General features: G+C 33.9%; 30 protein-coding genes and 1 pseudogene. 21 read left to right on the forward strand and 10 right to left on the reverse strand.

The window, feature by feature from the left end; genetic code table 11:
• The first annotated feature begins 18 nt into the window (after positions 1-18).
• The 5 genes from V5E38_RS02085 to V5E38_RS02105 all read left to right on the forward strand — a co-directional run bounded on the left by V5E38_RS02085 (position 19) and on the right by V5E38_RS02105 (position 5362).
• Positions 19-1473: a hypothetical protein gene (locus tag V5E38_RS02085; RefSeq protein ID WP_499212029.1), complete on the forward strand. Its 1455-nt coding sequence runs from the start codon at positions 19-21 to the stop codon at positions 1471-1473.
• A 220-nt stretch (positions 1474-1693) separates the two neighbouring features.
• Entirely contained in the window at positions 1694-2422 is a 729-nt protein-coding gene (locus V5E38_RS02090; protein WP_056471818.1) for an iron-containing redox enzyme family protein, read from the forward strand.
• A gap of 58 nt (positions 2423-2480) precedes the next feature.
• On the forward strand, positions 2481-3953 hold the full coding sequence (locus tag V5E38_RS02095) for an aldehyde dehydrogenase family protein (protein ID WP_499212030.1): 1473 nt from the start codon (positions 2481-2483) through the stop codon (positions 3951-3953).
• A 12-nt stretch (positions 3954-3965) separates the two neighbouring features.
• Positions 3966-4445, forward strand: a complete 480-nt coding sequence (locus V5E38_RS02100; protein WP_499212031.1) for a GlcG/HbpS family heme-binding protein — start codon at positions 3966-3968, stop codon at positions 4443-4445.
• 248 nt (positions 4446-4693) lie between these two features.
• Positions 4694-5362 (forward strand): GntR family transcriptional regulator, encoded by a 669-nt coding sequence (locus tag V5E38_RS02105; RefSeq protein ID WP_098232970.1) that lies wholly within the window; start codon positions 4694-4696, stop codon positions 5360-5362.
• 154 nt (positions 5363-5516) lie between these two features.
• Here the strand turns inward: V5E38_RS02105 and V5E38_RS02110 are convergent, their stop codons facing one another.
• On the reverse strand, positions 5517-6317 hold the full coding sequence (locus V5E38_RS02110) for an aspartate dehydrogenase (protein ID WP_499212032.1): 801 nt from the start codon (positions 6315-6317) through the stop codon (positions 5517-5519).
• A gap of 190 nt (positions 6318-6507) precedes the next feature.
• Between V5E38_RS02110 and V5E38_RS02115 the strand changes: the two genes are divergently transcribed.
• From V5E38_RS02115 to V5E38_RS02130, 4 genes are read left to right on the forward strand one after another with little or no spacing between them, the layout of a single operon-like run.
• Positions 6508-6852 carry a 2Fe-2S iron-sulfur cluster-binding protein gene (locus V5E38_RS02115; protein WP_097973903.1) on the forward strand — a complete coding sequence of 115 codons (345 nt, stop codon included), beginning with the start codon at positions 6508-6510 and terminating at the stop codon, positions 6850-6852.
• 30 nt (positions 6853-6882) lie between these two features.
• Complete coding sequence (locus V5E38_RS02120; protein ID WP_499212033.1) at positions 6883-7086, forward strand: hypothetical protein; 204 nt, start codon at positions 6883-6885, stop codon at positions 7084-7086.
• Between the two features lie 29 nt (positions 7087-7115).
• Positions 7116-7685 (forward strand): chromate transporter, encoded by a 570-nt coding sequence (locus V5E38_RS02125; RefSeq protein WP_097973900.1) that lies wholly within the window; start codon positions 7116-7118, stop codon positions 7683-7685.
• Positions 7685-8209, forward strand: coding sequence for a chromate transporter (locus tag V5E38_RS02130; RefSeq protein ID WP_387328446.1), 525 nt, complete (start codon positions 7685-7687; stop codon positions 8207-8209). The genes V5E38_RS02125 and V5E38_RS02130 overlap by 1 nt, the downstream gene beginning before the upstream one ends.
• A 210-nt stretch (positions 8210-8419) precedes the next feature.
• On the opposite strand, the gene V5E38_RS02135 is transcribed toward V5E38_RS02130, so the two are convergent.
• Entirely contained in the window at positions 8420-8662 is a 243-nt protein-coding gene (locus tag V5E38_RS02135; protein ID WP_056471845.1) for a YkuS family protein, read from the reverse strand.
• Between the two features lie 103 nt (positions 8663-8765).
• Between V5E38_RS02135 and V5E38_RS02140 the strand changes: the two genes are divergently transcribed.
• The 6 genes from V5E38_RS02140 to V5E38_RS02165 all read left to right on the forward strand — a co-directional run bounded on the left by V5E38_RS02140 (position 8766) and on the right by V5E38_RS02165 (position 14061).
• Positions 8766-8900 (forward strand): YuzL family protein, encoded by a 135-nt coding sequence (locus tag V5E38_RS02140; protein ID WP_082459488.1) that lies wholly within the window; start codon positions 8766-8768, stop codon positions 8898-8900.
• Between the two features lie 221 nt (positions 8901-9121).
• Positions 9122-10057, forward strand: a complete 936-nt coding sequence (locus tag V5E38_RS02145; RefSeq protein ID WP_499212034.1) for a DUF1835 domain-containing protein — start codon at positions 9122-9124, stop codon at positions 10055-10057.
• Between the two features lie 503 nt (positions 10058-10560).
• The gene (locus V5E38_RS02150; protein ID WP_499212035.1) at positions 10561-11535 is read left to right on the forward strand and encodes a DMT family transporter; all 975 of its coding nucleotides are present in this window, start codon (positions 10561-10563) and stop codon (positions 11533-11535) included.
• A 12-nt stretch (positions 11536-11547) separates the two neighbouring features.
• Entirely contained in the window at positions 11548-12489 is a 942-nt protein-coding gene (locus tag V5E38_RS02155; protein ID WP_499212036.1) for a DNA-3-methyladenine glycosylase family protein, read from the forward strand.
• Between the two features lie 115 nt (positions 12490-12604).
• On the forward strand, positions 12605-13246 hold the full coding sequence (locus V5E38_RS02160) for a thermonuclease family protein (protein ID WP_499212037.1): 642 nt from the start codon (positions 12605-12607) through the stop codon (positions 13244-13246).
• 401 nt (positions 13247-13647) lie between these two features.
• A complete protein-coding gene (locus V5E38_RS02165; protein WP_335477964.1) occupies positions 13648-14061 on the forward strand; it encodes a hypothetical protein in 414 nt (137 codons plus the stop codon).
• A gap of 98 nt (positions 14062-14159) precedes the next feature.
• Here the strand turns inward: V5E38_RS02165 and V5E38_RS02170 are convergent, their stop codons facing one another.
• From V5E38_RS02170 to V5E38_RS02195, 6 genes are all read right to left on the reverse strand, one after another.
• The gene (locus tag V5E38_RS02170) at positions 14160-15668 is read right to left on the reverse strand and encodes a flavin monoamine oxidase family protein (protein ID WP_499212038.1); all 1509 of its coding nucleotides are present in this window, start codon (positions 15666-15668) and stop codon (positions 14160-14162) included.
• A 157-nt stretch (positions 15669-15825) separates the two neighbouring features.
• On the reverse strand, positions 15826-15966 hold the full coding sequence (locus V5E38_RS02175; RefSeq protein WP_170927396.1) for a lmo0937 family membrane protein: 141 nt from the start codon (positions 15964-15966) through the stop codon (positions 15826-15828).
• Between the two features lie 115 nt (positions 15967-16081).
• A complete protein-coding gene (gene nadE / locus V5E38_RS02180; protein WP_499212039.1) occupies positions 16082-16903 on the reverse strand; it encodes an ammonia-dependent NAD(+) synthetase in 822 nt (273 codons plus the stop codon).
• Positions 16900-17529: a nicotinate (nicotinamide) nucleotide adenylyltransferase gene (gene nadD / locus V5E38_RS02185; protein ID WP_056471873.1), complete on the reverse strand. Its 630-nt coding sequence runs from the start codon at positions 17527-17529 to the stop codon at positions 16900-16902. Before nadD ends, nadE begins: the two co-directional genes overlap by 4 nt.
• Positions 17522-18991 (reverse strand): nicotinate phosphoribosyltransferase, encoded by a 1470-nt coding sequence (locus tag V5E38_RS02190; RefSeq protein WP_499212040.1) that lies wholly within the window; start codon positions 18989-18991, stop codon positions 17522-17524. The genes nadD and V5E38_RS02190 overlap by 8 nt, the downstream gene beginning before the upstream one ends.
• Positions 18988-19539 carry a cysteine hydrolase family protein gene (locus V5E38_RS02195; RefSeq protein WP_499212041.1) on the reverse strand — a complete coding sequence of 184 codons (552 nt, stop codon included), beginning with the start codon at positions 19537-19539 and terminating at the stop codon, positions 18988-18990. Before V5E38_RS02195 ends, V5E38_RS02190 begins: the two co-directional genes overlap by 4 nt.
• 265 nt (positions 19540-19804) lie before the next feature.
• Here V5E38_RS02195 and V5E38_RS02200 point away from each other — a divergent pair, with 265 nt between their 5' ends.
• The 3 genes and pseudogenes from V5E38_RS02200 (at position 19805) to V5E38_RS02210 (ending at position 21826) form a co-directional block, all read left to right on the forward strand.
• Complete coding sequence (locus tag V5E38_RS02200; protein WP_499212042.1) at positions 19805-20257, forward strand: GNAT family N-acetyltransferase; 453 nt, start codon at positions 19805-19807, stop codon at positions 20255-20257.
• A gap of 106 nt (positions 20258-20363) precedes the next feature.
• Positions 20364-20579, forward strand: a pseudogene (locus tag V5E38_RS02205) (RtcB family protein); the annotation flags it as partial.
• A gap of 287 nt (positions 20580-20866) precedes the next feature.
• Entirely contained in the window at positions 20867-21826 is a 960-nt protein-coding gene (locus V5E38_RS02210; RefSeq protein ID WP_499212043.1) for an RtcB family protein, read from the forward strand.
• Positions 21827-22073: 247 nt separating this feature from the next.
• On the opposite strand, the gene V5E38_RS02215 is transcribed toward V5E38_RS02210, so the two are convergent.
• Positions 22074-22553 carry a GNAT family N-acetyltransferase gene (locus V5E38_RS02215; protein WP_499212044.1) on the reverse strand — a complete coding sequence of 160 codons (480 nt, stop codon included), beginning with the start codon at positions 22551-22553 and terminating at the stop codon, positions 22074-22076.
• A 146-nt stretch (positions 22554-22699) separates the two neighbouring features.
• Here V5E38_RS02215 and V5E38_RS02220 point away from each other — a divergent pair, with 146 nt between their 5' ends.
• The 3 genes from V5E38_RS02220 to V5E38_RS02230 are packed head-to-tail and all read left to right on the forward strand — an operon-like array spanning position 22700 to position 24483.
• Positions 22700-23062, forward strand: coding sequence for a VOC family protein (locus V5E38_RS02220; RefSeq protein WP_499212045.1), 363 nt, complete (start codon positions 22700-22702; stop codon positions 23060-23062).
• Positions 23063-23091: 29 nt separating this feature from the next.
• Positions 23092-23664: a hypothetical protein gene (locus V5E38_RS02225; RefSeq protein ID WP_499212046.1), complete on the forward strand. Its 573-nt coding sequence runs from the start codon at positions 23092-23094 to the stop codon at positions 23662-23664.
• Between the two features lie 54 nt (positions 23665-23718).
• Positions 23719-24483 (forward strand): 2-phosphosulfolactate phosphatase, encoded by a 765-nt coding sequence (locus V5E38_RS02230; protein WP_499212047.1) that lies wholly within the window; start codon positions 23719-23721, stop codon positions 24481-24483.
• 23 nt (positions 24484-24506) lie between these two features.
• On the opposite strand, the gene V5E38_RS02235 is transcribed toward V5E38_RS02230, so the two are convergent.
• Complete coding sequence (locus V5E38_RS02235) at positions 24507-25766, reverse strand: TolB domain-containing protein (protein ID WP_499212048.1); 1260 nt, start codon at positions 25764-25766, stop codon at positions 24507-24509.
• Between the last annotated feature and the right edge of the window lie 126 nt (positions 25767-25892).

The raw sequence follows: 25892 nt of genomic DNA on the forward strand, positions 1-25892 counted from the left end.
AATGAGAGGGTGGGGTTTATGGATTTAACTGTTGCTCACTGGCTTTATGGTATCATGACACTTGTTGTAATTGTGACTATGCTGTTTCGAAAAGGGGTTGTATTGCCTACCATCATTGGAACCTTTCTTGTTTCTGTTGCTTATAAAGGATCAGTTGTTGGTGGATTTCAAGCGTTATTCAACGCAAATCTTGTAGCAGCAAAGGAGCTATTTACAATCTTTTTAATCATCACTTTTATGGTGGCATTATTACATTCCTTAAAAGATACTGGTGCAGATGAAAGAATGATTGCTCCGATGCAAAAGGTAATGAAAAACGGACATATTGCTTTTGCTGTTCTATTAGTTGTCACATACGTCATTTCTTTATTCTTCTGGCCTACTCCTGCCGTTCCGCTTATTTGTACGCTATTAGTACCTGCGGCTATTCGTGCTGGTTTATCGCCAATTGCTTGTGCCATGGTTGTTTCTATTGCAGGACAAGGTATGGCATTATCTTCAGACTATATTATGCAGATCGCTCCAATGCTTACTGCAAAATCAGCAGGTATTCAAACATCAGCTGTGTCAGGTAAGGTCATGATTCTCTCTTTAATTACAGGGGGAGTTGCAATCGCGATTACTTACTTTACTGAACGCAAATCAATCGGTAAATCAGAAAGTGAAGCTTCATTGCAACATTTACAGTCACTTGTAAACAAAAACTCTTCTGCAAACGAAATAGCTGCTGCAACAGAAGCAACTATCGATGATAGAGAGCGTGAAAAATGGGGGAAAATCTTTGCTGTATTGGTCCCACTATCACTACTAGCAGTTATCATATTTATGTTTTCAACGAAAATCGGTAATGGTAAAATGAGTGGTTTTGAGGGAGGGGACGGTGCAGCATTTATCGGTGGTGTTGCCACTATGTTGTTAGTAGTAACATGTGTAGCGTTCCGTCGTTTACAAGCTCTTGATAAAATTAGTGAGCATATTACAGAAGGATTCGTATTTGCATTTCGTGCAATGGGACCAGTTATTCCGATTGCAGCATTCTTCTTCTTAGGTAGTTCGGACTTTAGCGGTACCATTTTTTCCTTAGGAGAAAATGTAGCAAAGCCAGCGTTTTTAGTTGATTTAGTTCAGGCTGGTCAATCAATCATTCCACATAATTCGATTTTAACATCTTTTGGTCTATTAATTACTGGAGCGATTACTGGGTTAGAGGGTTCAGGGTTTTCTGGATTACCGCTAGTGGGAGCTTTATCAGGAGCGTTGGCACCTGGAGTTGGTATGGAGCCTGGAACGCTAGGAGCAATCGGTCAAATGGGATCTGTGTGGACAGGTGGTGGAACGTTAATTGCGTGGTCCTCATTAGTAGCGGTTGCTAGTTTTTGTGGAGTGAATGTTTTAGAGTTAGCTAGGAAAAACTTACTTCCTGTTGCTACAGGCTTAATAGTCTCTACCATTGTCGCTCTCATTATATGGTAGAGCATCTCTTTAAAAATTAGAAAAATTAGAAAATTTAGTGAAAATGTATTTACAAATAAAAAACAATGGGTTACTATAAGGTTAGTTGGTATACCAAATACAAAATACAAATAAACACCTCATATTTAGTAGTTTTTATAAGTATTTTAAGTGATTTGGTATACTTCGATTGTTTAACTAAACTATTAAACTACATAAACATATTGGAGGAGGAGTTTGGATGACTAGATTATTATCTAAAGATGAGTTTCGTAAGGAATTAGAAGAAGCGATTAAAGGGAACCACAGCCAAAAAGCACCTTTTACTGTAGCATGGGCTGAAGGAAAATTAGAGCGTAGTCACTTCGCTCGCTGGGCTGAAAATCATTACCATTATGTTGGACCTTTTGCAGATTACTTAGCTTATATCTACCATAACACTCCAAACTTACCAAAATATGAAGACGCGAAAGATTTCACATTACAAAATATGTATGAAGAAGAAATCGCTGGCGATCGTCATACAGACTTATTAATTCGATTTGCTGAAGCTTGCGGAACAACTCGTGAGCGTGTATTGGATCCTAACAACATGGCTCCAACAACGCTAGGTTTACAAAGCTGGTGTTTTGCAGTAGCAGCACGTGAAAACTTCGTAGTAGCAACTGCAGCATTAGTTGTAGGACTTGAATCTCAAGTTCCAGACATTTATCGTAAGCAAACTCCAGCATTACGTGAGAAGTACAACTTTACAGATGAAGAGATTGAATTCTTCGACTTACACATCGTATCAGATGAAATTCACGGAGAGCGTGGATACAAAATTGTACTTGATCATGCTGATACTCCTGAGTTACAACAACGTTGCTTAGAAGTAGTACGTACTGGTGCAAAAATGCGTCGCATGTATATGGATGGCTTATGGAGAGAATATCTTGAAAAAGATTTAGGTGCTCTAGTACAAGCATAATAATTAGAAAATAAAATGGCAGTTTCCGTCTAGGGAACTGCCATCTTGTTCAGAAAGGATGATAAATTTGCTAACTACTAAACTAGAAACTTATAAAAATTACATATCTGGAAGTTGGGTCGAGTCAGTAAATAATAAAACGTTCCAAAGCGTAAACCCTTCTAATAAGGAAGATATTGTCGGCACATTTCAAGCTTCGACAGAACAAGACGTGATTCAAGCAATTGATGCAGCAAGCCAGGCTTTTCCTGTGTGGGCACAAACTCCACCTTCTAAACGTGCTACTATTTTAAATAAGGCGGCAGCAATACTAGAACAAAGAGTGGAACAACTAGCAGAAGAATTAACACGAGAAGAAGGAAAAGTAATAAGCGCGGCCAAACAGGAGGTGCTTCGCTCAGCGGAAACGCTTCGTTATTATGCCATTGAAGGACAAAGCTTTACAGGGGAAACGTTCCCAAATGATGATCCAAATATGAGAGTTACAACAGAAAGGGAGCCTCTTGGTGTTATTTCTGTCATTACCCCATGGAATTTCCCAATCTCCATACCATCAAGAAAGATTGCTCCGGCATTAATTACTGGAAATACAGTTGTTTTCAAGCCTTCATCTGATACACCTTTAATTGCATACCGACTCGTTGAGGCGCTTCATGAAGCTGGTATACCAAAAGGAGTCATCAATTTTGTAACTGGAAGTTCATCCGATATCGGGGATATCTTAGTTAAACATCCTGCTATACGAGGAGTTACTTTCACTGGGTCTACTAGTGCTGGGGAACATATTCATAAAAACACATCCTTTACTACAAGAACACAAATGGAGCTTGGTGGAAAAAATCCTCTTATTGTAATGGATGACGCAGATGTAGACTTAGCAGTTAACCTAACCGTGAATGGAGGCTTTCACCTTACTGGTCAAGCATGTACAGGCACTAGCCGTGTAATTGTTATGAAGGAAGTAAAGGAACAATTTGTGCAGAAATTAGTAGAAAAAACAAGTGAATTAAAAATTGGCGATGGATTTGACGATCGTGTCATTATTGGACCTTTAGCAAATGAAAAGCAGTTAAAAAACGTGCTGAAGTATATAGGAATTGGTAAAGAAGAAGGGGCTACACTTGAATATGGAGGCCAACAGCTTGCATATGGAAAATACGAAAATGGCTACTATATTGAACCGGCGATCTTTACGAATGTGAAGCCTGATATGCGCATTGCTAAAGAAGAGATTTTCGGCCCGGTTGTTGCTGTAATTGAAGTAGAAAGCTATGAAGAAGCCGTTTTAATAGCTAACGATGTTGAATATGGATTATCTGCATCGATTGTTACGAATAATTTGAAACTCGCTCATCAATTTACTAAAGATGTTCAAGCAGGGACAGTTAAAGTAAATCGTACAACGACAGGTAATTTGATGAATGCACCATTTGGTGGAGTAAAACGCTCTAGTACTTCAACATTCCGCGAGTCAGGCAGAGTTGGACTTGAATTCTTTACACAAATAAAAACAGTCTATATCGGTTACTGAGGAGGATTTAAAATGAAAAAAATTTTAAAATTAGAATTAGAAGAAGCAAAAGTAATGATAGAGGCTGCTAAGAAAAAATCAGAGGATATTAACGTTCCAGAGACGATTGCAATTGTAGATGACGGAGGATATGTCATTGCACTTGAACGAATGAATGGTGCTCGTATTACGGGTCCTGAAATTGCTATTGCTAAAGCATATACGGCAGCGGGTCATAAACGCTCCACTCATTTATTTAATACAGAACCAAACGGACCAGCCCTTCCGGGAAATGAAGCATTTGGAATACAACATATGCTAAATGGAAAATTTGCAATTTTTGTAGGCGGATTTCCAATTGTAGTTAATGGGGAAGTCATTGGTGGTGTGGGGATCAGCGGTGGAAATGGAGAACAGGATACAGAGGTCGGAACAGCTGCTTTACAGGCATTGCAAGAGTTCCTTTCAAATGACGGTTATGAAGTTGTTACTGATGCAGACATTAAAAAATAATACTTTGGAGGCGGTTAGGTGTTGTTCCTACATCGCCTTTTTTGGTGTACTAACATTCGTATAGAAAATAGTTGGGATTAAAGTTTGTATTTATAGGCTATAAAAGTAGAACTTGATTGGAATGGATTTCCATCTATGTGCTCGATTACTCATTTAAAAGATACTATAATAGAAATATCGATTTACTTTTAACAAAATGATGATACACTATTTTAAAATAGGCAAGAAATGGGAGGCAGGTGAATGGAATGGAGATGGAAACTAATTTTCTTTCAATCCGGGAACATGCGTATAGATATTTAAAAGAATTGATTTTAGAGGGGCATTATAAGCCAGGTGATCGCTTAATTGAACGGGAGCTTGCTGTTAAGCTAAATATTAGTCGTACACCTATTAGAGAAGCTTTATTCCGCTTAGAATCACAAGGGTTTGTAAAAACGGTTCCGCGTAAAGGTGTCATCGTTTCGAATATTTCTGATGAAGACATTATGGAAGTGTTTACGATTTTATCTTCATTAGAAGTGTTAGCAGCAAAATTGGCTGCTAAAAAAATGACGGACGAAATTCAAAAAGAGTTTGATCAGAAAATCGAGGAGCTTCTTTATATTGAGGAACACTCAGACGAAACCTTCGAGAATGAGCATATCGAAATGAATCTCCTACTATATAAGGCAGCGAGAAGTCCGAAGCTTTTTGAAATTTTATCCGGCTTAACAGATTATATCCATATGTCTGCTAATATGGGGTACGAAACGCCTGGAAGACGTAAGGAATCATTGAGGGAACATATTGAAATTATGAAAGCAGTACGAAATAAAGAAATAGAAATGTCGGAGTATTTAACGAAAATTCATATCGAAAATTCTAGACGTGCGTACATGAACTACATAGAAAAAAGAAAAGAAAAAACGACATAAAAATAGTTTGTGGATGTTTGCGTCTCTTTTCTTGTATGGAAAAATCAATTTTCTATAAATAATAAAACCCCTATTAGATAGACTGTTAGATCGTCTAGACTAAGAGGGGCTTTTTATTTTAGTTTCGTATTTCACAAATAATAAAGAGAAAATACTAGATACCAACAACGATCGAGGACGTTCTATTTTTTAAAGTATTACAAATACTCATTGCAACTATATATCCCGTCTTTGGATTAGTAGAAGAAGGAATATTTTGCACCTTTACTTCCATTTCACCAAAAAATCCCTTTACGAAAATTTGGTGTGTATTACTTGTTATGTTTGGATCTACATAAACTTGTACTTTTGTTTTATCAAATCCGATTCCAGCAAGACTCAAGGTTGCTGAAACATTTGTGCTTTCCGGAAAAAGCTTAGAAGATTCTCTAGCAACACCATTATATATGCAAATTGGCTCCGTAACGGTGTCTAAATCTACCTTTTCCTCTGCAATTGTTCCTCTCCATGCACTCGGTGGTTTTCTCGTTACAAGTTTTACTTCATCAACCCCTTGTAGCATAGAAGCAGCTACACGATCCAATCCAGCAATCGCAGCAGAAGGGATGATAATCTTGCTGTTAGTAAGCTTTGCAGTAGTTTCAAGTTCTGCTAATAATGCGTCATCTGCTAATGCACCTACAGATGAGATGATAAAGTCACTACTAGTAGACAGCGTCCTTTTTCCAAACTTATAGACAGCTTCATGACCCGCAGCTTCAATTATGAGATCCAATCCCAATCCAAAAAAAGTCTCTTCATTGTCGTAAAATAAATCGCTTATATGCGATTCGTATTGATCCTTTCTCCGTACGAGAACCGCCTTTAATGATACATCACCAGCCTTGCCTTCGTTTATATATTTGACGATATCTTGTCCGATTGCTCCATATCCAATTAATCCAATAGTAAGCACATATATCACCTCATTTTTTGAATATTAAGACGCATTTGGTATACAAAATATTATATCAGACCGGTATATAAAAACAAATAGAGTAATATAAATTAAGAAAAATAGCTTAATATATGTAATTTATATATTGTCAGAAAATTATAAATATGGTATATTGTATACCAAATAGGTGAAGAGGAGGATTTGAATTATGCCAAAACTGAATTTTGCTACTAGTGGAAAAGTATTAGAAGTACCGGAAAACTCCAATATTTTACGTATGTCTCTTCGATTTGATGGAGAATTACCAAATCGATGTGGTGGCGGCGTTTGTGGATCCTGCGTTTGTAAAATTGAAGAGGGTACTGTTGATCATATAAAAGTACAGGAGCGTCGAAAACTTGGTGAAGAATGGTTAAGCAAAGGGTTCCGTTTAGGTTGCCAAGCTTTCATTACTGAAGATGATGTAACGATTTCATGGAACGAAGAAGTAACAGATGAAGTAAAAAAACGTAAATTAGATCATCCGAAAAAGAAAGTGACATCTACACCATAAAATCCAATTTTAAGAGCGGGAGTGAATGATATGTTGTTAGTATGCGACAAACATATGAAAGAAGCCTTACAGTTAGTAGAAATGCCTCAAATTCAAAAAGCTCAAACTGGTGAGACATGCTCGTTTTGTAATGTGGAGACTTCGCTTTTAATGAATATGGTCAATCAACCTATTCCAGTGATGAAAAAACCATGCGGTAATTGTGTGAAGTGCTCTTGTCTTATTGCAAACTAAAAGAAAGATAAACTAAAGGGATGGATTTTATGAAACAGTTAAACATCTTTATCGCCTTTTTTAGGAGCAGCATGCTCGGATACGGAGGTGGACCATCGACCATTCCTTTAGTACATAAAGAAGTGGTTGAACGCTTTAAATGGATGAATGATGAAGAATTTGGAGATGTGCTCGCTATTGGAAACACACTGCCAGGACCGATTAATACAAAAATGGCTGGATACATTGGGTTTAAAGTGGGTGGTAAAATTGGGATGATTAATGCAATAGTTGCAACGATCCTGCCGACAATTATTTTAATGGTAGTTTTATTGACTACTCTAGTGACATTTAAAGATCTAAAATGGGTGCAAGGAATGACTAAAGCAATTGTACCAGTGGTTGGAGTCATGCTTGGTGTACTAACTTGGCAATTTGTAGAAGCTTCCGTTAAGGGGCTAAAATGGCCCTTTACAATCGGACATATTATAGTAGGGATTGTTTTAATGCAATATTTTCATATACATCCAGGATTTATTATTGGAGGGCTACTGTTATTTGCGGTCGTTAAGCCAACCAAATCAGTTGAAGGTAAAAAATCAAAAGGACTGTCTGCATAATGGTATATTGGAACATTTTCTGGGCGTTTTTTGTTGCTAATATTTTAGGGTATGGAGGAGGACCTGCGACCATTCCTCTTATTCAAAAAGAAGTTGTCACAAGAGGTTGGCTTACACATCAAGAATTTAATGAGGCTCTTGCTATGGGAAACTCCCTACCAGGACCGATTGCTACGAAAATGGCAGGGTATATCGGATTCCATGAAGGTGGTATACTAGGTTCATTTTTGGCTGTATTGGCTACAGTTGCACCGTCATTAATCCTCATGCTGACCTTAATGGGAATTTTGTATAAATATCGTCATTCGATTCAAGTTAAGCGAATGACTCTTTACGTCAAGCCAACAATCGCAGTTTTACTTGGCGTTATGGCTTATAATTCATTTCATGATTCATATTCTCAAATTGGTATTGGACAGTTTTTATTTTTAGGAGTAATCAGTTACATATTAATGGAGAAAGTAAAGCTACATCCGGCTTTTATTGTAATAGGAGCTTTGCTATACGGTGGATTAAATTTATAATTTGAAAAAAGGGTAAGCAAATTTCAGTGAATTTTGCTTACCCTTTTTTGCACATTAGTAAGTAAAAATATTTCAGTGGCGAAGGGGATTTGACGTAGTCGCATTTTTAGGAATTGGAGAAGTGCAACTTTAGTCTCTGTCTTCGCTTTAAAGTTCGCCAATCGGCGAGTTTTCTTTAGAATGTTTGATATAACTTTTGTTTGTAATTTGTTATTGTAATCTACTTTCAACTTGTTGACAAACTTCATCAGCTGTTAAGCCACTTGCCTCGATTACTGATCCTTGTGTAGCTACATTTTGCATTCCCATTACATTTGAATCAAGTCCTGTTACAACGCAGCAATCGCAACCATTTGCATCTGATTCTTGTTTTAATTCAACAACATCATGTCCCGCTGAACGTAATGCTTCTTGGACATTAGTTAAAGATTGTTCTACTCCGATTCTAGCCATAAAAAACACCTCCTCAGATATATAAGATTTGCAATTTACAGGAAAAATATTCTTTGAATAAAGAAGTTTAAGTTTAGAAAAAGTAAAGATGGAGGTGTTTAAAATGGGAAAAACTAAAAAAGATCCATCGAGAGTTGGCTTAGGATCACCAAATGTACAAGGTCAAGGGACTACGACATCTGAAACTGGTGTTGAGATGTCTTCTAGTAGAAAAAAACAAAAAAGAGAGATTAAATAAAGACTTTTAGAATTCAAATGTTGGGAAATTGTCAGTGACATTCAAATTAATTTGATAAGAACCCTATTTTATAAGAAAATGTCTCGCCACCTATTTAGATAGGTGGTTTTATTTTGAAAAAAAATAATAATATTATATGTAAGAGGAATCTAAGATCGTTAAGAAGAATTAAGAACTGTATTTTCTTTTTAAATAAACCAATGGAGAAAGTAGATGAATAGATGAATCATATTGTAAATGGTGATGTGGTTGGAGGAAAAATAAAGTCTTTAAATGATAATATTGTTGTATGGCGAGAAATGTATGATTTTGGGCCACTGAGTCGAGATTGGACTTTAGAAGAAACATATAAAAGAAGAGCAAATTTTTTTCAACAAAAGCTACAAATTCCTTCGAGTTTTTTTTTTGAAAATTGCCGAAGCCAATTTCAATTATTAGATGCACTATCTCGTTCTGAGGAAGTTGTCCTATGGTTCGAACATGATCGATACGATCAGGTGACAATACTTTATTTATTATCGGAATTATCGGCACTTGGATTTCAAAAAATTTCGATGGTTAGTATAAATGAATATGAAGGAATTGAACCATTTCACGGATTAGGTCAATTATCTTCAGAACAATTAATTGGATTACTCCCAACTAAACAAGAAGTTTCAGATGAACAAATAGAAGAAGCATGTGCTGGATGGAAAGCTTATTGTTCAAATAATCTAAATGAACTTGATAATTTTATTCAAAAATGTCATGCGCTTCCGTTTCTAAAACAAGCTTTATTAAGTCATATGTCATATTTTCCTTCTAAACAGAATGGATTAAATGAAGTAGAATTTTTAGCATTATCAATGATCAATGAAGGAATTAACTCCTTTGCAGAACTATTTAATAAACTCGTAAGACATAGAACAAATGATGGATTAAGCGATTTATATTTCGCAGCAATTTTAAATGAATTAATGAAAAGTGATTTCCCTTTAATAAGTAGTGACAGTGAATTACCAAGTTATAAACAACATAACCCAAAAGCAAAAATTGAATTAACTAAATGGGGATTAGACGTACTAACGGGAAAAGCAAATCGAATGAATTTAATTGGAATAGACTGGTGGGTTGGAGGGGTTCATTTAGTTAAAAAAGCCTCTAATAATAACATATAAGGTCAGGTAGTAATAATGGATGTTGGATTTAAATCAGAGAACTAATTATTTAATTTAAGGGTAGCAAGTATATGGATTGAAAATGGGCATGTCTTAATACACAGACTAGCAAGTGACACAATTTGGTCCTTACCAGGTGGTAGAATTAAATTCAATGAAGAGTCACATTTAAGCTTAAAATGGAGATCAAAGAAGAACTAGGAATAGAAATTGAAATTGATCAGATGATGTGGACAGTAGAAAATTTCTTTTCTTATAAAGGAAATAATATTCACGAAGTTGGTCTTTACTATAAAATAAACTCAGAGAACAAGCTTACTAATTCATTGAATGAATCATTTTAAGGTATTGAAGGGGACCGACTAATTTTTTAATAGGTCAGTTTAAAGAATCTAGAAGAAATCGAAGTATACCCTGAATTTTTACGGAAGAAATTAAAGGAAGTTTCAACTGAAAATCATTTTATCGTAAAAGATAATTGAAATTGTTATAGAGGTGGTAATATGCGCCCGATTTTATTAGGAATATTAGCGGCATTTTTCTTTTCAATCACATTTATTTTAAACCGCTCGATGGAATTATCTGGTGGAAGTTGGATTTGGAGTGCATCCTTAAGATACTTTTTTATGGTACCTTTTTTATTAATCATCGTAATCTCTCGAAGAAATTTGTATGATCTATTGAAAGAAATGAAAGGCAAATTAAAAAGTTGGATTATATGGTCAACAATTGGATTCGGTTTATTTTATGCACCAATTTGCCTAGCAGCAGTTTATTCTCCAGGATGGCTAATAGCAAGTTCATGGCAGATCACAATTTTATCTGGGTCACTTTTAGCACCATTTTTCTTCATTTCAATTCAAACATCAAATGAAATCCAAAAGGTTCGTGGGAAAATTCCTTTTAAAGGATTAGGAATGTCTTTATTAATTATATTTGGTATTTTATTAATGCAGATTGAGTTAGCTACAAAAATAGCTATTTCAACAGTTTTAACAGGTATTTTACCAGTTATTATTGCCTCCTTTGCATACCCACTTGGCAATCGAAAAATGATGGAATTATGTGATGGAAAGCTGGATGTATATCAACGCGTTTTAGGAATGACCTTAGCCAGTTTACCGTTTTGGATCATTCTATCAATCTATGGTTTATATACTGAAGGTCTACCAAGTCAAAATCAAGTATCACAATCATTAATTGTAGCGATCTCATCAGGTGTAATTGCTACTGTATTATTTTTTCAAGCTACTGATTTAGTAAGGGGAAATATGCAAAAATTAGGGGCAGTAGAAGCAACCCAATCCATGGAAGTATTATTCACAGTAATGGGTGAAATGATTTTCTTATCAACGGCATCTCCATCAATTATTTCTTGGATTGGAATGATTATTATCATGATCGGCATGATATTGCATAGCTATCTATCACAGAGGGGAAAGTACGTAAAGAAAGATAAGGAAACTGTTAATTTATGAATGTGGAAAGAGGTGATTAATCTGTATAAAGAATTCAATGCATCACTTGTATTAGATAAAAATAAGAATTCGATATCCATCTTAACACCAAAAGATTTTAGTTTTAATGAATGCTTAGTATTCCTAACACGATCTAAAAATGAGGTACTTCATCAAGTTAAAGAGGAATATTTTTTAAAACTTATTAAAATAGAAAATAGATTAATTTTACTAAAAGTAAGTAGTGATCATAACGAATTATTAATTGAATTTCCAGACCAACATCCAAGTGAAGAAATAAAAGTAGCTGCTGCAGCATTTATATGGGATTTATTTGATTTAGGCAGAAACCTAACCGAGTTCTATCAATTAAGTAAAAATAATCAAATGCTACAATTGCTAATTGATCAGCATTTTGGACTTCGCGTAATTGGAATTCCGGATTTATTTGAAGCATTTACATGGGCAATTATGGGTCAACAAATCAATCTGACATTTGCGTTTTCTTTAAAAAGAAGCTTTGTTGAAAAATATGGAGAAAGCTTTAGATGGAAGGATGAAATATTTTGGCTATTTCCAACTCCAGATGTAATATCCAAACTTGAGGTTTCCGATTTAACTAGTATGAAATTTACTACACGAAAAGCAGAATACGTGATTGGGATTGCAAAATTAATGACAGATGGACTCATTTCAAAAGAATCTCTAAATCGTTTAGAATCATACGAGAAAAAGTTAAATAAGCTATTGGAAATTCGAGGAGTTGGGAACTGGACGGCTGATTACGTCTTGATGAAATGTTTACAAGAGAAATCCGCGTTTCCAATTGCCGATGTAGGAATACATAATGCATTAAAAAATCAACTATCATTAGAGAAAAAACCTTCAATTGAAGAAATTAAAAAAATGGCTAAAAAATGGAAGGGCTGGGAAGCTTACGTAACGTTTTATTTATGGAGATCATTATATTCCTAAATAAGTAATACAAAGCAAAGTCCTTTAAAATTGAAAAATCCCCCACTATTTCAATACATAATTGGTTTTTATTGTTAAAATAATGTGTAGTAACAAGAATAACTGGGGGAACAACATGAAAAGACTTATTTTATTAACTGTAATGGCAATTCTTGGACTTAATGGATGTTCACAGTCAACAGCATCAGTTAATACGAAAACTAATTCAAAAATTACAGTTGAGCTTATAAAATGTATCGATGGAGATACTGCTAAATTTACAGAAGTTGGTACAACAAGATTCTTATATATCGATACGCCAGAAAGTACAAGAACGATTGAGCCATATGGAAAAGAAGCTTCAGCATATACATGCAATCTATTAAAAAATGCAAAAACAATTCAGCTTGAATACGATGGTCAAAAAAAAGATAAATATAATCGAACGCTTGCATGGGTTTGGATTGATGGCAGACTAATCCAAAAAGAAATCATAAAAAAAGGCTATGTAGAAAAATTTTATGACTATGGAAATTATGTCTATGAATCAGAGCTTAGAAGCTTACAAGCAATTGCCCAGCAGCAGAGGGTTGGTTTATGGAGCAAAAATAAAACCAATCAAACAAAAACGAATAATTCGTCTAACAATAATAAACAGTATTTTAAAAACTGCGCAGACTTAAGAAAAGTCAATCCAAATGGAGTACCAAAAGGGAATAAAGCCTACCAAGCGCAAATGGATCGTGATCATGATAATTATGCATGTGAAACGGAGTAAAAACACCTATTCAGACTGTTGACAAACGCTCGCTTTCTTTGTTACTTCGCCTGCCTGCGCGGTGCTCATTACCGTCTAGGGTAACTCCGCTCCTCACCAGGCTTCGCGCCTCGAAAGACAAGCGCTTGCAATCATTCTGAAAATCAAGTTTTTAGTACTTTGTCTACACACTAAAACACCTAATATTAGGTGTTTTTTATCTGATTAAGTCTTTTATTTTCGAATTCAATCCCTGACTCTTGGAATGATTAAATTTTGTTCTAAAAATTTTAAAAGAGAGGCAATTCTACAAAGGAATTTCGGTTTAATAATAGAATAGTATTAGTGCCTAAAAAATTATTTTTACAATCTTGTTTAAACATGACAAAATATAAATAAGAAAAATTGAAGAGGACGGGACTATGATTAAATTTTTTAAACGATTATTTAGTAAAGAAAAAACAAATCAAGTTACATTGCCATTAAAAGAAACTCGTTCCCTTTCAAAAGTGGAAATCGAATATATTATTAGTGAGTTTACTGATAAACAGAATAAATTAGTAGATGATATGAAAAAAAATTCAGTTAATAATGCCGATATCGAGTTTAATGAACTAATCACAAATAGAATCACGAATAATTTAAAGTACAGAATACCTTTTTTAGACATTGAGTTAATTTATTTAAATAATGTATTAAGAGGAAAGAAAGTAAAATCAATAAAATATAAATTGTTCCATCAAGTCAGAGAGACTGAAACGACAGAAATAACAGATATGGTTATTAATCAAGGATACTCTTTTGTTCCTTCAGTAGGTTATTTAAAAATTGGATAATATCATGATGAAACCCACAAGTTGTTCCTTGTGGGTTTTATGTTTTTCTTGAATTTCGTGGCATACTATCTAAGGTTAGATATCCAAAACTCTAGTGTTTAAACATGATCATGTGTTTCAAAATTCTCATTTGCCGTTGTTTTAGGTAAATCGTTAACCTCATAAGCCACCCTTATTCCGGATTCGATTGCACCTTGAATCCAACCTGGGGCTGTAGAGGTGTGATCACCAGCAAAATGAATTAGTCCTTCTGGAGTTGATATATATGGGGCAATTTCTGTTTGCTGGTCCGGTTTGAAAATAGCAAAAGCTCCACCTGAAAAAGGATTTTCTGCCCAACTAAATGTATTACCAGTAATAAACTCATTGTATATTTCTTTTCCGTAAATTTTCGATAAATCTTCTAGCGCATTCTCTATTTGTTCTTTTTCAGTTAAGCTATCCCAAATTGATGCGTTATCTTCCCATGTATAGCTTGCTAATATGACACCTGGGCCTTCTGAACCAACGGATTGGCTTGGGAAATAGGAATAACGAACAGGTAGGTCAGACGTCATTTTTCCTCCAATAAAACCCGCTTTCTCCCAAAATCTAGTTTTAAATTGTAAACCAATTTTAGTCGAAGCAACATAATGTAATTGTCGAATTGCTTTATATTTGTTATATGAAAATAAATCGCGTGGAATGATTTCAACGAAGTTTAGTAAAGAAAAAGGTATGGTAATAATGGCTAAGTCTCCAGTTACCGTATATGCCTGTGATGTTTGTGTATCCTCAGTATGAATCGTTACAGAAGAGTCGAGTTGTTCAATTTTTTTCATTTTTAGATGGTAAATAATATTTTCTTGTAATTCAGGTAGGAATGAATACGGTAAGTGATCGTTTCCACCTTTTATTTCATAAAACTTTAGTCCAGGAGTAAATAGAATCATTACTTCTCGTAGTAAGGCAGTGAATGAAAGCTCAGGAAAGCCTTCCATTCCAAGCATAACCTTAATCATATCAATGGCTCCAACTGATAATGTTCTGCCATAAGGATTATATTTCAAATAATATTCCATCGAATAACGATCAAGTAATTTAATAACGATTTCCCAATTCTTTTTTGGATTCTTTTTAATGAAGTCTGTTACAGGTTGCATGGCATATTGCGCCAAATAATCAGCTGTTTTGCCTTTTTCAGATGGTGAAGTAGGGAAGTTAAGAATGTCTGGATTTTCCTCATAAAGCTTTTGAATGGTTCTTACATTGTTTACGAATATAATATCGTTTGGGGTGCTATTAATGAATTCTTCTAAAGGAAGGTTAAATTTCTTAATATATTCTAAAACAAGCAAGTGAATAGATGGTATTCTCATAGCACCATTTTCCATATACTGTCCTGCATAAAAATTACGATTAGTAAAAATACGACCACCAATTCGATTATTTCCTTCTAGAATTGTTACTTCATGTCCTGCTCCTTTTAAAAGTGAAGCAGCTACTAAACCTGATATCCCAGCACCAACTATGATTATCTTTTTAGGTTCAAGTGTTTTTGGTAGTCCTGTACGAATTGTTTGAAGCATTTGTTCCATTGATATAGGAGGCTCCATACTAACTGGCATAATTTTGCTCCTCTTTATTTATGACATTCATAGAAGTTTATTCAAAAATAGAGGAATATAGAAGAGTTTAAAAGCAGGTTTAGGAATAGAACTGGCATAAGAAAAAGAGCTTGAAAAATCAAGCTCTCAGTTTGCAGAAAAAGTCACTAACAGTTTGCTACTTTTTACGTCTAAATAGGTTAACGATAAATACAATAATTGCGATAATTAATAGAATATGAATTAGTCCGCCTGCGATATGGAAAGTAAAATAACCTAATACCCATAAGATTAAAAGAATAAAAAATAAAATCCACATAATATGAACATTCCTTTCTTAATGACTGTATTATTACCTTGTCCAATTTTAATTATCATATCCACTTATTGACCACAAAAGTGAAAAAGCTACTCAAGGAGGTAGCTTTCATGAATTAAAATTTATCAAAAACAGTGTAAGGCATTTGTCTTTTATGTCTAGATTTATTAAACCATGATTCGATTTTTGCTTGTGAGTCACTATTAATTTCTTTACCTTCTAAATAATCATCGATTTCATCATATGTAACTCCAAGAGCTACTTCATCTGCTAATTGTGGGCGATCTTCTTCAAGGTCAGCAGTCGGAACTTTTTCATATAGCTTAGGTGGGCAATTTAATTCTTTTAGTAGCATCTTTCCTTGACGCTTATTTAGACGGAAAATCGGACAAAGGTCTGATCCACCATCGCCATATTTAGTGTAAAAGCCAGTAACAGCCTCAGCGGAATGGTCAGTTCCTAAGACAACACACCCATTCATAGCAGCAATGCTATATTGAGCTTTCATTCTTTCACGTGCTTTTTCATTCCCTTTTGCAAAATCAGTAAGGTCAACGCCAATTTCCTTTAATGTTTTAACACTAGCATCTACAGCAGCTTTAATATTCACTGTGTATGTTTTTGTTGGTTGGATAAACTTTAACGCTTCCTGGCAATCCTCTTCGTCCATTTGAACGCCATATGGTAATCGAATTGCGATAAATTGATAATTTTTTTCTGATTGCTCACTATTTAATTCATCTATTGCCATTTGTGCAAGTTTACCAGTTAAAGTTGAATCTTGACCACCTGAAATACCTAATACAAAACCATTTAAAAATGGATGTTTTTTAAGATAACTTTTTAGGAAATCAACACTTATTCTTACTTCCTCCTTAGGATCGATTACTGGCTTTACTTTCATTTCTTCGACGATTTCTTTTTGTAAACTGTTCAATCTTCATTCTCCTTTTGATACAGATTGTATTTTTTAATATAAGCGTAGCAATCCTCAGGTAATAAATATCTTGGCTCGCCGCCTTTAGCAAACTCTTCACGGATATATGTTGAACTAATTTCCATCGCTAATCCTTTATCAATTAGATGAAATCTTGAACCATTATCATTGTTTCGTAATAGTGGAGAACGAGAAATGGTTTTTAGCATATCAATTCCATCACGGGCCATAACAATGAATTTATTTTCGGAAACTAATTGATCCCCGTATTTCCATTTTCCTTCTGCAATATCTTCTAGGAGATCGGCTCCCATTATGAAATAAACTTCATCTTCGCTATATTTCGCTTTAAAATGGTTCATTGTATAGTATGTGAATACTTCCCAAGCCTCTTTACTCATTTCATAATCGTCTGCAATAAACTTTGAGTTGTTTTGAATTGCCAATTTTAACATATTCCAACGATGTTCATCAGTATTATGTAATTGTTTATCTCTTCTTTTTGAAGAGCATGGTAAAAAGATAACTTTGTCTAATTGACAACGATGAGCAATCGTACTTGCAGTCCATAAATGAACGTTTGTAATCGGATCAAACGAACTGCCATAAATCCCAATTTTAGCCATTTTTCATTTCCTCTGTTTTCTTTCTAGCTTCTGCTATTTTTTCCATTTTGTTATCCCAACATTTTTGACTTAAGTCTACAGGATATTCTTCAGGGTTTAATGCACGCTTGTATTCTTCCCAAAGTACACTTAAGTTGTTTTCAGCAAAATCCTGAATGTCTTTAATTGCAGGCACTTTGTAGACTAATTCACCTTTAGTAAAGATTTGGTGATGAAGTTCTCTAGCTTCAAAATTAGTTACAAACTTACTGATATATGGATGGACCGGATGGAATAACTTTATTTTTTCCTCAGACCCTGGATCTTCATCTTCAAGGGCAATATAATCAGCCTCGGCGTGGTGATTAACTGTATTAATAATTCGATATAATTTCTTAAGTCCAGGAGTTGTTACTTTTTCAGGGTTTTGTGAAATTTTTATTGTATCAATCATTTTCCCATCTTCATCTTCAATACTTACTAATTTATAAACAGCTCCAAGAGCCGGTTGATCATATGCAGTAATAAGCTTTGTTCCAATTCCCCACGAATCAATTTTTGCTCCTTGCGATTTTAAATTTAAAATTGTATATTCATCTAAATCATTCGAAGCAACAATTTTTGTATTTACGAAACCAGCTTCATCGAGCATTTTTCTAGCTTCTTTCGATAAATAAGCTAAGTCTCCACTATCTAGTCGGATCGCTGCAAAGTTAATTTTATCACCTAGTTCTTTTGCAACTTTAATCGCATTAGGTACTCCACTTTTTAATGTATCGTATGTATCAACTAGGAATGTACAATTGTAATGAAGATCTGCATATTTTTTGAAAGCTATGTATTCATCCCGATATGCTTGCACGAGCGCATGAGCATGTGTTCCTGAAACAGGGATATTAAATAATTTACCAGCACGAACATTACTAGTCGCATGAAATCCACCAATATAAGCGGCTCTTGCTCCCCAAATGGCAGCATCAAATTCTTGAGCACGTCTTGTTCCAAATTCCATTAACGTATCATTACCAACGATATGTTTAATTCGTGAAGCTTTAGTAGCAATTAATGTTTGATAATTGACAATGTTTAATAAGGCGGTTTCAATTAATTGTGCCTCTAATAGCGGTGCCTCAATTCTTAAGATTGGCTCATTGCCAAATACTAATTCACCTTCTTGAATTGCTCTAACTGAACCTGTGAATTTTACATTAGACAGAAATTGAATGAATTCATCTTTATATCCGAGTTCTTCTTTTAAATAGTCAAGATCTGAACTGCTAAATTTAAAGTTCTGTAGATAACTGATTATTTTTTCTAAACCCGCAAAGATTGCATATCCATTTCCAAATGGGAGTTTACGAAAATAAAGTTCAAAAATAGCGTTTTTATTGTGAATATTGTCTCCCCAGTAAGTTTCCGCCATATTAATTTGATAAAGGTCTGTATGAAGTGCAAAGCTATCATCTTGAAAGTTGTAATTCATCTTATTTCCGCCCCTAAAGTGTTTTTGAAATGACTTAAGGCCCATTCATGCCCAGCTGCATTAAAGCTTGCAACAGCCTGCTCGTGAACGACTATTTTATAACCCTTATTATAAGCATCGACCGCGGTATGTAATACACAAATATCAGTGCAAACTCCTATTAAATGAAGTTCGTTTATGCCTCTTTCATTTAGTTTTATCTCAAGTTCTGTTCCTGCAAAAGCGGAGTAACGAGTTTTATCGAGCCATTGAATAGTTGAATTGCCTTTCGATGAATTGTATAAATCCATTAATCCACCATATAAATCTCTTCCTTTAGTATGTCTAATATTATGAGGTGGAAATAATTTTGTTTCGGGATGAAACGGATCGTTCTCATCATGGACATCTACTGCAAATACAACATAATCTTGATTTTCAATGAAACTTTTAGTTAGTTTAAGAATACTTTGCTCGATTTCCTGTGCCGGTTTACCACAAGTTAATGAACCAGCATCTGCTACAAAGTCGTTCGTATAATCAATAATAATGAGCGCTTTTTTATCCATTGATTAATCACCCCAAGTGTAAGAATGTTAATTTCTTCACATAATAGAAAAAATTAAATTAGTTTTTCATCTTCAATCTTATTATAAGTTAATTCATATGAAAACCTAAATTTTGGAAATTTATTAAATCATGTTTATATTATTAACTTTACCATTAAAAATTACTATTTCTCGTAGGTTTTTATCCTTTGTATCGATTAGAGGAAATTAATGAAATGTACCGAACTAACTAATAGATTAATTATTAGTTAGAAGAGGTGACATGATGGAAGTAGTTCGTGCAAAATCAGAGCATATTACAGAAGTAGCAAATTTATTTGATCAGTACAGAATGTTTTATAAACAAGAAAGCAATTTAAACGGAGCGATTGATTTTATAAATGAACGAATCAATAACAAAGATTCTGTTATTTTTCTCGTAAAAGAAGAAGAGCAATATATGGGATTTACTCAGTTATATCCTTCTTTTTCTTCAGTATCAATGAAAAAGTTATGGATTTTAAATGACTTATATGTAACTGAATCGGCTAGGCAAAAAGGAGTAGCTCAATTGTTGTTAAATGCAGCAAAGAAATTTGCAATCGAATCGAAAGCAAAAGCATTAGATTTACAAACAGCGATTGATAATAAATCGGCACAAGCTTTGTATGAAAAAAATGGCTATCAAGTTGATAAAGAATTTCTTTCGTATTCATTAAATTTAGAAAATCTAAAGTGATCTTCAAATACTTGTAGCTAATAAAATGAATGAACTATTATCAAATATTTTGAAATAGCTTAATAAAGTTAGGCCTCAAAATAAAACTAACTTGAAGGAGAACATGATGCTTACAGTTAAAGGCTCATTTAATGAAGCTAAAATATTTACAGATAATGTGGAGCAAGGAGCAATCGGGCAAATTATTGAACTATGTAATCAAGAGTTCGTGAAAAGTTCTAAAATTAGAATTATGCCTGATACTCATGCAGGTAAGGGATGTACAATTGGAACGACAATGACGATTCAAGATAAAATCGTTCCAAATCTCGTTGGGGTTAACTAAAACGGCTCCAACGTTAAAAAACTCGCTCAATTGCTGGAAACCCTAACGTAAAATATAGTAGTCGAGGGCAATCAGCAGCCAGAGGCTATGGTGACATAGTCAAATGGTTCAGAGACTTGCACGTTGTTAGCAGACGATTGTGCAGAATTATTCTACTTCCTAATGTCGGATGGAATGATTAACACGGCGAGCCTACAGAAGGAGCTGCATACTCCGATGATTGTAGAGAAGGTATAGTCCACTCTCTAAGAAATTAGAGGTTAAAGTACGATATAGGTTGCGGAATGGAAACAATAAGAGTTTCACAAAAAGAAATCGATTTTCAAAAACTAGATGCTGTTATTCGTAAACATGTTCCATCAGGGTTTTCAATTCGAAATAATAAGCATGAATTTGTGAGGAAAATTGATTTTTCACAGCTTTACTGTTTTAAAGAATTAAATGAAACAAGAACAAAGCTTAGCTTAGGTTCACTTGGTGGCGGAAATCATTTTATTGAGTGTAATACTGACGAAGACGGAAATATTTATTTCGTCATTCACTCTGGAAGCCGAAATTTAGGTAAAGTTGTAGCGGAATTTTATCAGAAAAAGGCGTATGATTTATTAAAGAGCCAGTCAGAAAATCGTTCAAAGGTCATTCAGCAATTAAGGGATGAAGGCCGTGAAAAAGAAATTGAGGCGGCATTAAAAAATCTTCCTTTACAATATATTCCAAAGGATTTAGCTTATTTGGAAGGAGTTTGGTTTGATCGATATATGCATGATATGGCAATTGCCCAAGAATATGCTTTATGGAACAGGAAGGCAATGATGGATGAAATCGTAAAGAATATGGACTTAACAGTTGTTGAACAATTTACGACTGTTCATAATTATATTGATATCGAAAATATGATTCTTCGTAAAGGTGCGATTTCCGCCCAAAAAGGTGAGAAAGTATTAATTCCGATCAACATGCGAGATGGTAGTTTAATTGCAATCGGAAAAGGTAACCCAGATTGGAACTATTCAGCCCCTCATGGTGCAGGTCGAATTCTTAGTCGTTCAAAAGCAAAAGCAACTCTTTCACTTGATGAGTTTAAAGAAACAATGAAGGATGTTTGGAGTACATCAGTTTTAGAGAGTACACTTGACGAAAGTCCAATGGCTTATAAGGAAATGAAAGAAATCATTGAAAATACTAAGGACGCAATCGAAGTTATTAAAGTAATTAAACCACTTTATAATTTCAAAGCAAATTAAATCGATCTATATTACAAAACAAAGCCACCTTTAGGGTGGCTTTAAGACTGTTTACTAATGAACTATTTATGAGTATGGGATTTTCAACTTTAGCTTAATTATTAACTCACGGATCTGGAATGAGTAAGTAAATTACAAGATATAGCTTAAATAGTAACTCATGAACCTGTCATGAGTAAGTAAATATCAACATTTAAGCTTATATACTAACTCATAAGCCCGTTTTGAGCATTGCTATTTCATCTACTTAAATTTCAAATGTATCAAATTCTTGAATAGTCTTTTTATTCTCATCAACTCTTTCGGTAAAGTTCCCTTTTGTATAATAATTAATTACATTTCTCCAAAAAGCTTTGGCAGGTTCATTTTTTTCAATTTGTGAGATACTCCATTTTCCAGGAAACAGATTGAAAAGTTGAATTGCAACTTTTTTACCAAAACCATGCCCTTTATATTTTTCAATAATAAAAAACTCTTCTATACAATTTGAAGTTGATTCTAATGATGTCTCAATTATAGCAAATCCGATCAGTTCTTCTTTATACAACACAAAAAAAGCGTGATAATCTAGATCCTTCCAGCATTTTTCCAAATTAAATTTATGATAAGAACCGTTTTCCCCTAGTTTAATTTCAGGAAGATATTTAGTAAATTCATAAATATAAAATTGCATTAAATTGTGTAATTTTAATTCTTCTTCTTTTTTTACTTTAACAATCTTTATCAAAGGTTTCTCCTCCAATGTCTAATTTCAATATTTATAAATAATTGACTAATTATAGTAAAATCTCTTTATTTTTAGCATGAAATATAAAAGGAAATAGTTTACAAGTGTTGAATAAATAGTAAGTAGTAAAAAAGGAGGACTTAGCTATGTCAGAGCATTTTAAAAGAATTGATACAGTTTTTCTGCAAGTAACTGATTTTGAGAAAGCAGTAGATTGGTATTGCTCGGTGTTGGGTTTTACGGTTAGATGGAACGATCCGATAAATGGATATGCGGCATTAAATATTGGGGAAACACCATTAACGTTAGTGAGAAAAACAATTCAAGTAGAAAATCCAAATACGCATATGAGTTTTAATTTTTATACTTCAAATATTGAACAAGCTTATAATCATTTAAAAGAACATGATGTAGAATTAGAGCAATTGAATGAAGATGGAACGTTTAAATGGTTTGAATTTAAAGATTTAGAAGGAAATCGTTTAGGTGTATGCTCTTTTCCTGAATAAAATAAATGTCTAAATAAGGAATTAATAACATGAGTAAAAAGGGAAATACATTCTTGCTAATTTTTGTAGCATTAGTGAGCATATTTACTTACATATCAATCAGTTTTAATTCAAAAGAAAAAGCAGTTAATTTCGCTATTCATAAGGATTTACCAGAATTAAAAAAAGTGGACTACAAATTGGTTAAGATCCCGAATAGTCCATACATTCTTTGTATTACTGATATACCGCATAGTATATATATTTTTAAAACATCATCGTTTTTATATATGAATTTTGCTTCCATTTCAGGTGCAGAGCATTTGTATGCAGGAGATGGAAAGGGGATGTATTTTTTAAATGATCAACTAATTTATGGATTTGATAAGGATCGCCCTAAAGGAAAAGCAATCTATGTAGATGGTGAAAAAATGAGAACGGTGTATCTGGACAAATACTTTAAAACAAGTAAATATAAGATGAATTATAAAGATTTAGTGTTTTATTATCCTAATAAGCCGATGAAGACAACTAAAAATAGTTTAGGGTATAAGAAGTTACATATCGTTAGTCAGTCTGAAAAACTTATACTTTGTCTACACACGGATGCAATACTTTTATAGAGTATTGCTTTTTCTATGTGACGATTTTAAAAGAATAATAAAGGGGATGAGAATATGTTCGATCAATCTAATTATGAATGCCGTGTAGAGTGGGGGAAAAGGGGTGCGAGGGAAGCAGCGGAACGTGGGGATATTACGATTATTGTTGATGTTCTTAGTTTTTCATCGACTGTTGTTTCAGCAGTAGTTCAAAACGCAATCGTCTATCCGTATCCACCAAATTTAGATGGGAAAGCTTATGCTAAAAAGATTGGAGCAGAGTATATTTTAGGAAGAAATGAAGCGGCAGTTTTAGGGAAGGCAACACTTTCGCCGGTCTCATTTAATGAACGTCATACCAATAATAAATTTGTTTTATGTTCTCTAAATGGAGCATTTTGTTCATGGATCGCTTCAAAGGTGCCAGCGTTATTGATTGGTTCTTTACTTAATGCGTCTTCGGTTGCAAGTTTGGCTAATCGCCTAAAAAAAGAAAAAAATGTCAATATAACAGTCATTCCGTGCGGTGAGGTTTGGAATGATTTACATGAAAATGAGGATGCACTGCGACCTTCTATTGAAGATTATTTAGGAGCAGGAGCAATTTTAGTAGAGTTAGAAGGAACAAAATCACCAGAAGCGGAAGTTTGTATTGGTGCGTTTCTCCACTCGAAACATAAAATTAAAGATTTGATTTGGGAATGTGGAAGTGGAAGAGAGCTGAGAATGAAGGGCTTTGAAGATGATGTTATGCACTGTCGTCAATTAAACCATTTTAAAGTAGTACCAGTTTTACGAAATGATTGCTTCGTTAATGGTCTTGAAATGGAAAAAGGATGAAACTATATTCATCCTCATCCTTTTTAACGTTCAAAAATAGAATATGAACTTACATTTTTTAATAAAATTTTAGGTTTACTTCCATCCAAATTGGCGATCCATACATTACCGACAACATCTAATTCGCCTTTTCTGGTCCACGTTATTTTATTGGTAGACTTTGAGTAGACTGGGTTATAATCACCTTTTCCAGTTGGTGGATTCGTTATTTTTAATTGTTTATGAGTAGAAAGATTAATCACATTTAATGATGGTTTTGGTCGTTTCTTTTCATCATTTGACCACTCACTTTCTTTTACTCTTGAAACTACAATTGATGTGTCATCACACCATGTAAATCCTAATTCAGCAAAATGTGGTGGTGTTAAATTTGTAGATGTAAATGCTGGCAATTCAGTAATATTCATCTTTTTATTTTTATATCCGAAAACTAATCTGCCCCCACCTGCAATATATCCTAATATATTTCTAGTTTGAGCCCATTTTGGATTATCTAAATGTAAAATAATTTCATCTTGAACTTCAAATACCTTTCCATCTGAAGAAATGATACAAAGCATGTCACTATCCATAGACCAAGAAGCTGTTGGGTTAACTATAAAAGAGATCCATTTTTGATCGGGCGAAAATTGAAATGTTGATGCATTTATGGACGGAATGGAAGTATTGCCTTTTGTTAAGGTTTTAGGAACAACAAAAAATTGTTTTACAGTATTTGTTGTGCTAGTAATATTTTTTAAATCATTTGGTAAGGTGATTTTATATAAAACTGGATTTGTCCAACCGTCCGGATTTAGTGCTGCGGCTGATGAAGCTATAAAGCCTTTACCGTTTGGAATCCAATTATAATCATCTACACCTAGTGCAATATTATAAAAGTTTTTAAAATCAGAAACATTCAACACACCACTATCTAAAAAAGCAAAAATGTTTTTAGTAGGGGACCATTTAGGATTCTCGCCATCGGAAATGATCCTTTGTTCTTTTTTAGTTTTCATATTATAGATCCATATTTCTGAGCGAGTAGGATATGATGCTGTAGAACCAGTAGGTATTTCTTTTTGATACATTAAATAGTTACCATCAAAAGACCACTCAGGCTGATTCGAATAAACCCCTTTTGCTTTTGTTATTTTTTCCTCTTTATTATTTATTTTTATCCAAACGAATCCATCGCGAACAAACGCAATTTTTAATGGGTTAGCAGTAGTTTCGGCGTAACTAAAGTTCGGAAATATTAAACAAACAACGACCGAGAAAATGAGTAATAATTTGCGATTCATAAATTCACCCCGTTTACTAATTTTGAGTTATTTTTCCCAAGAAATTATATAAATATCAAAAGGACATTTTCAACAGGATAAAATATTAAATAATCGAATAGCTAGATTAGATAAAGTAACTAAAAG

Source organism: Rossellomorea sp. GAMAL-10_SWC (genome assembly GCF_049568075.1).
Lineage (GTDB): Bacteria > Bacillota > Bacilli > Bacillales > Bacillaceae_G > Gottfriedia.

What these genes read in the sequence shown, in the direction of transcription:
- V5E38_RS02200 (WP_499212042.1), top strand. Translation starts at nt 19,805, where the DNA reads ATGGAAGTAGTTCGTGCAAAATCAGAGCATATTACAGAAGTAGCAAAT.
- V5E38_RS02170 (WP_499212038.1), bottom strand. Translation starts at nt 15,668, where the DNA reads ATGCCAGTTAGTATGGAGCCTCCTATATCAATGGAACAAATGCTTCAA.
- V5E38_RS02210 (WP_499212043.1), top strand. Translation starts at nt 20,867, where the DNA reads ATGGAAACAATAAGAGTTTCACAAAAAGAAATCGATTTTCAAAAACTA.
- V5E38_RS02235 (WP_499212048.1), bottom strand. Translation starts at nt 25,766, where the DNA reads ATGAATCGCAAATTATTACTCATTTTCTCGGTCGTTGTTTGTTTAATA.
- V5E38_RS02105 (WP_098232970.1), top strand. Translation starts at nt 4,694, where the DNA reads ATGGAGATGGAAACTAATTTTCTTTCAATCCGGGAACATGCGTATAGA.
- V5E38_RS02095 (WP_499212030.1), top strand. Translation starts at nt 2,481, where the DNA reads ATGATAAATTTGCTAACTACTAAACTAGAAACTTATAAAAATTACATA.
- V5E38_RS02150 (WP_499212035.1), top strand. Translation starts at nt 10,561, where the DNA reads ATGCGCCCGATTTTATTAGGAATATTAGCGGCATTTTTCTTTTCAATC.
- V5E38_RS02085 (WP_499212029.1), top strand. Translation starts at nt 19, where the DNA reads ATGGATTTAACTGTTGCTCACTGGCTTTATGGTATCATGACACTTGTT.
- V5E38_RS02130 (WP_387328446.1), top strand. Translation starts at nt 7,685, where the DNA reads ATGGTATATTGGAACATTTTCTGGGCGTTTTTTGTTGCTAATATTTTA.
- V5E38_RS02100 (WP_499212031.1), top strand. Translation starts at nt 3,966, where the DNA reads ATGAAAAAAATTTTAAAATTAGAATTAGAAGAAGCAAAAGTAATGATA.
- nadD (WP_056471873.1), bottom strand. Translation starts at nt 17,529, where the DNA reads ATGGCTAAAATTGGGATTTATGGCAGTTCGTTTGATCCGATTACAAAC.
- V5E38_RS02120 (WP_499212033.1), top strand. Translation starts at nt 6,883, where the DNA reads ATGTTGTTAGTATGCGACAAACATATGAAAGAAGCCTTACAGTTAGTA.
- V5E38_RS02125 (WP_097973900.1), top strand. Translation starts at nt 7,116, where the DNA reads ATGAAACAGTTAAACATCTTTATCGCCTTTTTTAGGAGCAGCATGCTC.
- V5E38_RS02175 (WP_170927396.1), bottom strand. Translation starts at nt 15,966, where the DNA reads ATGTGGATTTTATTTTTTATTCTTTTAATCTTATGGGTATTAGGTTAT.
- V5E38_RS02230 (WP_499212047.1), top strand. Translation starts at nt 23,719, where the DNA reads ATGTTCGATCAATCTAATTATGAATGCCGTGTAGAGTGGGGGAAAAGG.
- V5E38_RS02160 (WP_499212037.1), top strand. Translation starts at nt 12,605, where the DNA reads ATGAAAAGACTTATTTTATTAACTGTAATGGCAATTCTTGGACTTAAT.
- V5E38_RS02090 (WP_056471818.1), top strand. Translation starts at nt 1,694, where the DNA reads ATGACTAGATTATTATCTAAAGATGAGTTTCGTAAGGAATTAGAAGAA.
- V5E38_RS02115 (WP_097973903.1), top strand. Translation starts at nt 6,508, where the DNA reads ATGCCAAAACTGAATTTTGCTACTAGTGGAAAAGTATTAGAAGTACCG.
- V5E38_RS02135 (WP_056471845.1), bottom strand. Translation starts at nt 8,662, where the DNA reads ATGGCTAGAATCGGAGTAGAACAATCTTTAACTAATGTCCAAGAAGCA.
- V5E38_RS02190 (WP_499212040.1), bottom strand. Translation starts at nt 18,991, where the DNA reads ATGAATTACAACTTTCAAGATGATAGCTTTGCACTTCATACAGACCTT.
- V5E38_RS02165 (WP_335477964.1), top strand. Translation starts at nt 13,648, where the DNA reads ATGATTAAATTTTTTAAACGATTATTTAGTAAAGAAAAAACAAATCAA.
- V5E38_RS02195 (WP_499212041.1), bottom strand. Translation starts at nt 19,539, where the DNA reads ATGGATAAAAAAGCGCTCATTATTATTGATTATACGAACGACTTTGTA.
- V5E38_RS02140 (WP_082459488.1), top strand. Translation starts at nt 8,766, where the DNA reads ATGGGAAAAACTAAAAAAGATCCATCGAGAGTTGGCTTAGGATCACCA.
- V5E38_RS02220 (WP_499212045.1), top strand. Translation starts at nt 22,700, where the DNA reads ATGTCAGAGCATTTTAAAAGAATTGATACAGTTTTTCTGCAAGTAACT.
- V5E38_RS02145 (WP_499212034.1), top strand. Translation starts at nt 9,122, where the DNA reads ATGAATCATATTGTAAATGGTGATGTGGTTGGAGGAAAAATAAAGTCT.
- V5E38_RS02225 (WP_499212046.1), top strand. Translation starts at nt 23,092, where the DNA reads ATGAGTAAAAAGGGAAATACATTCTTGCTAATTTTTGTAGCATTAGTG.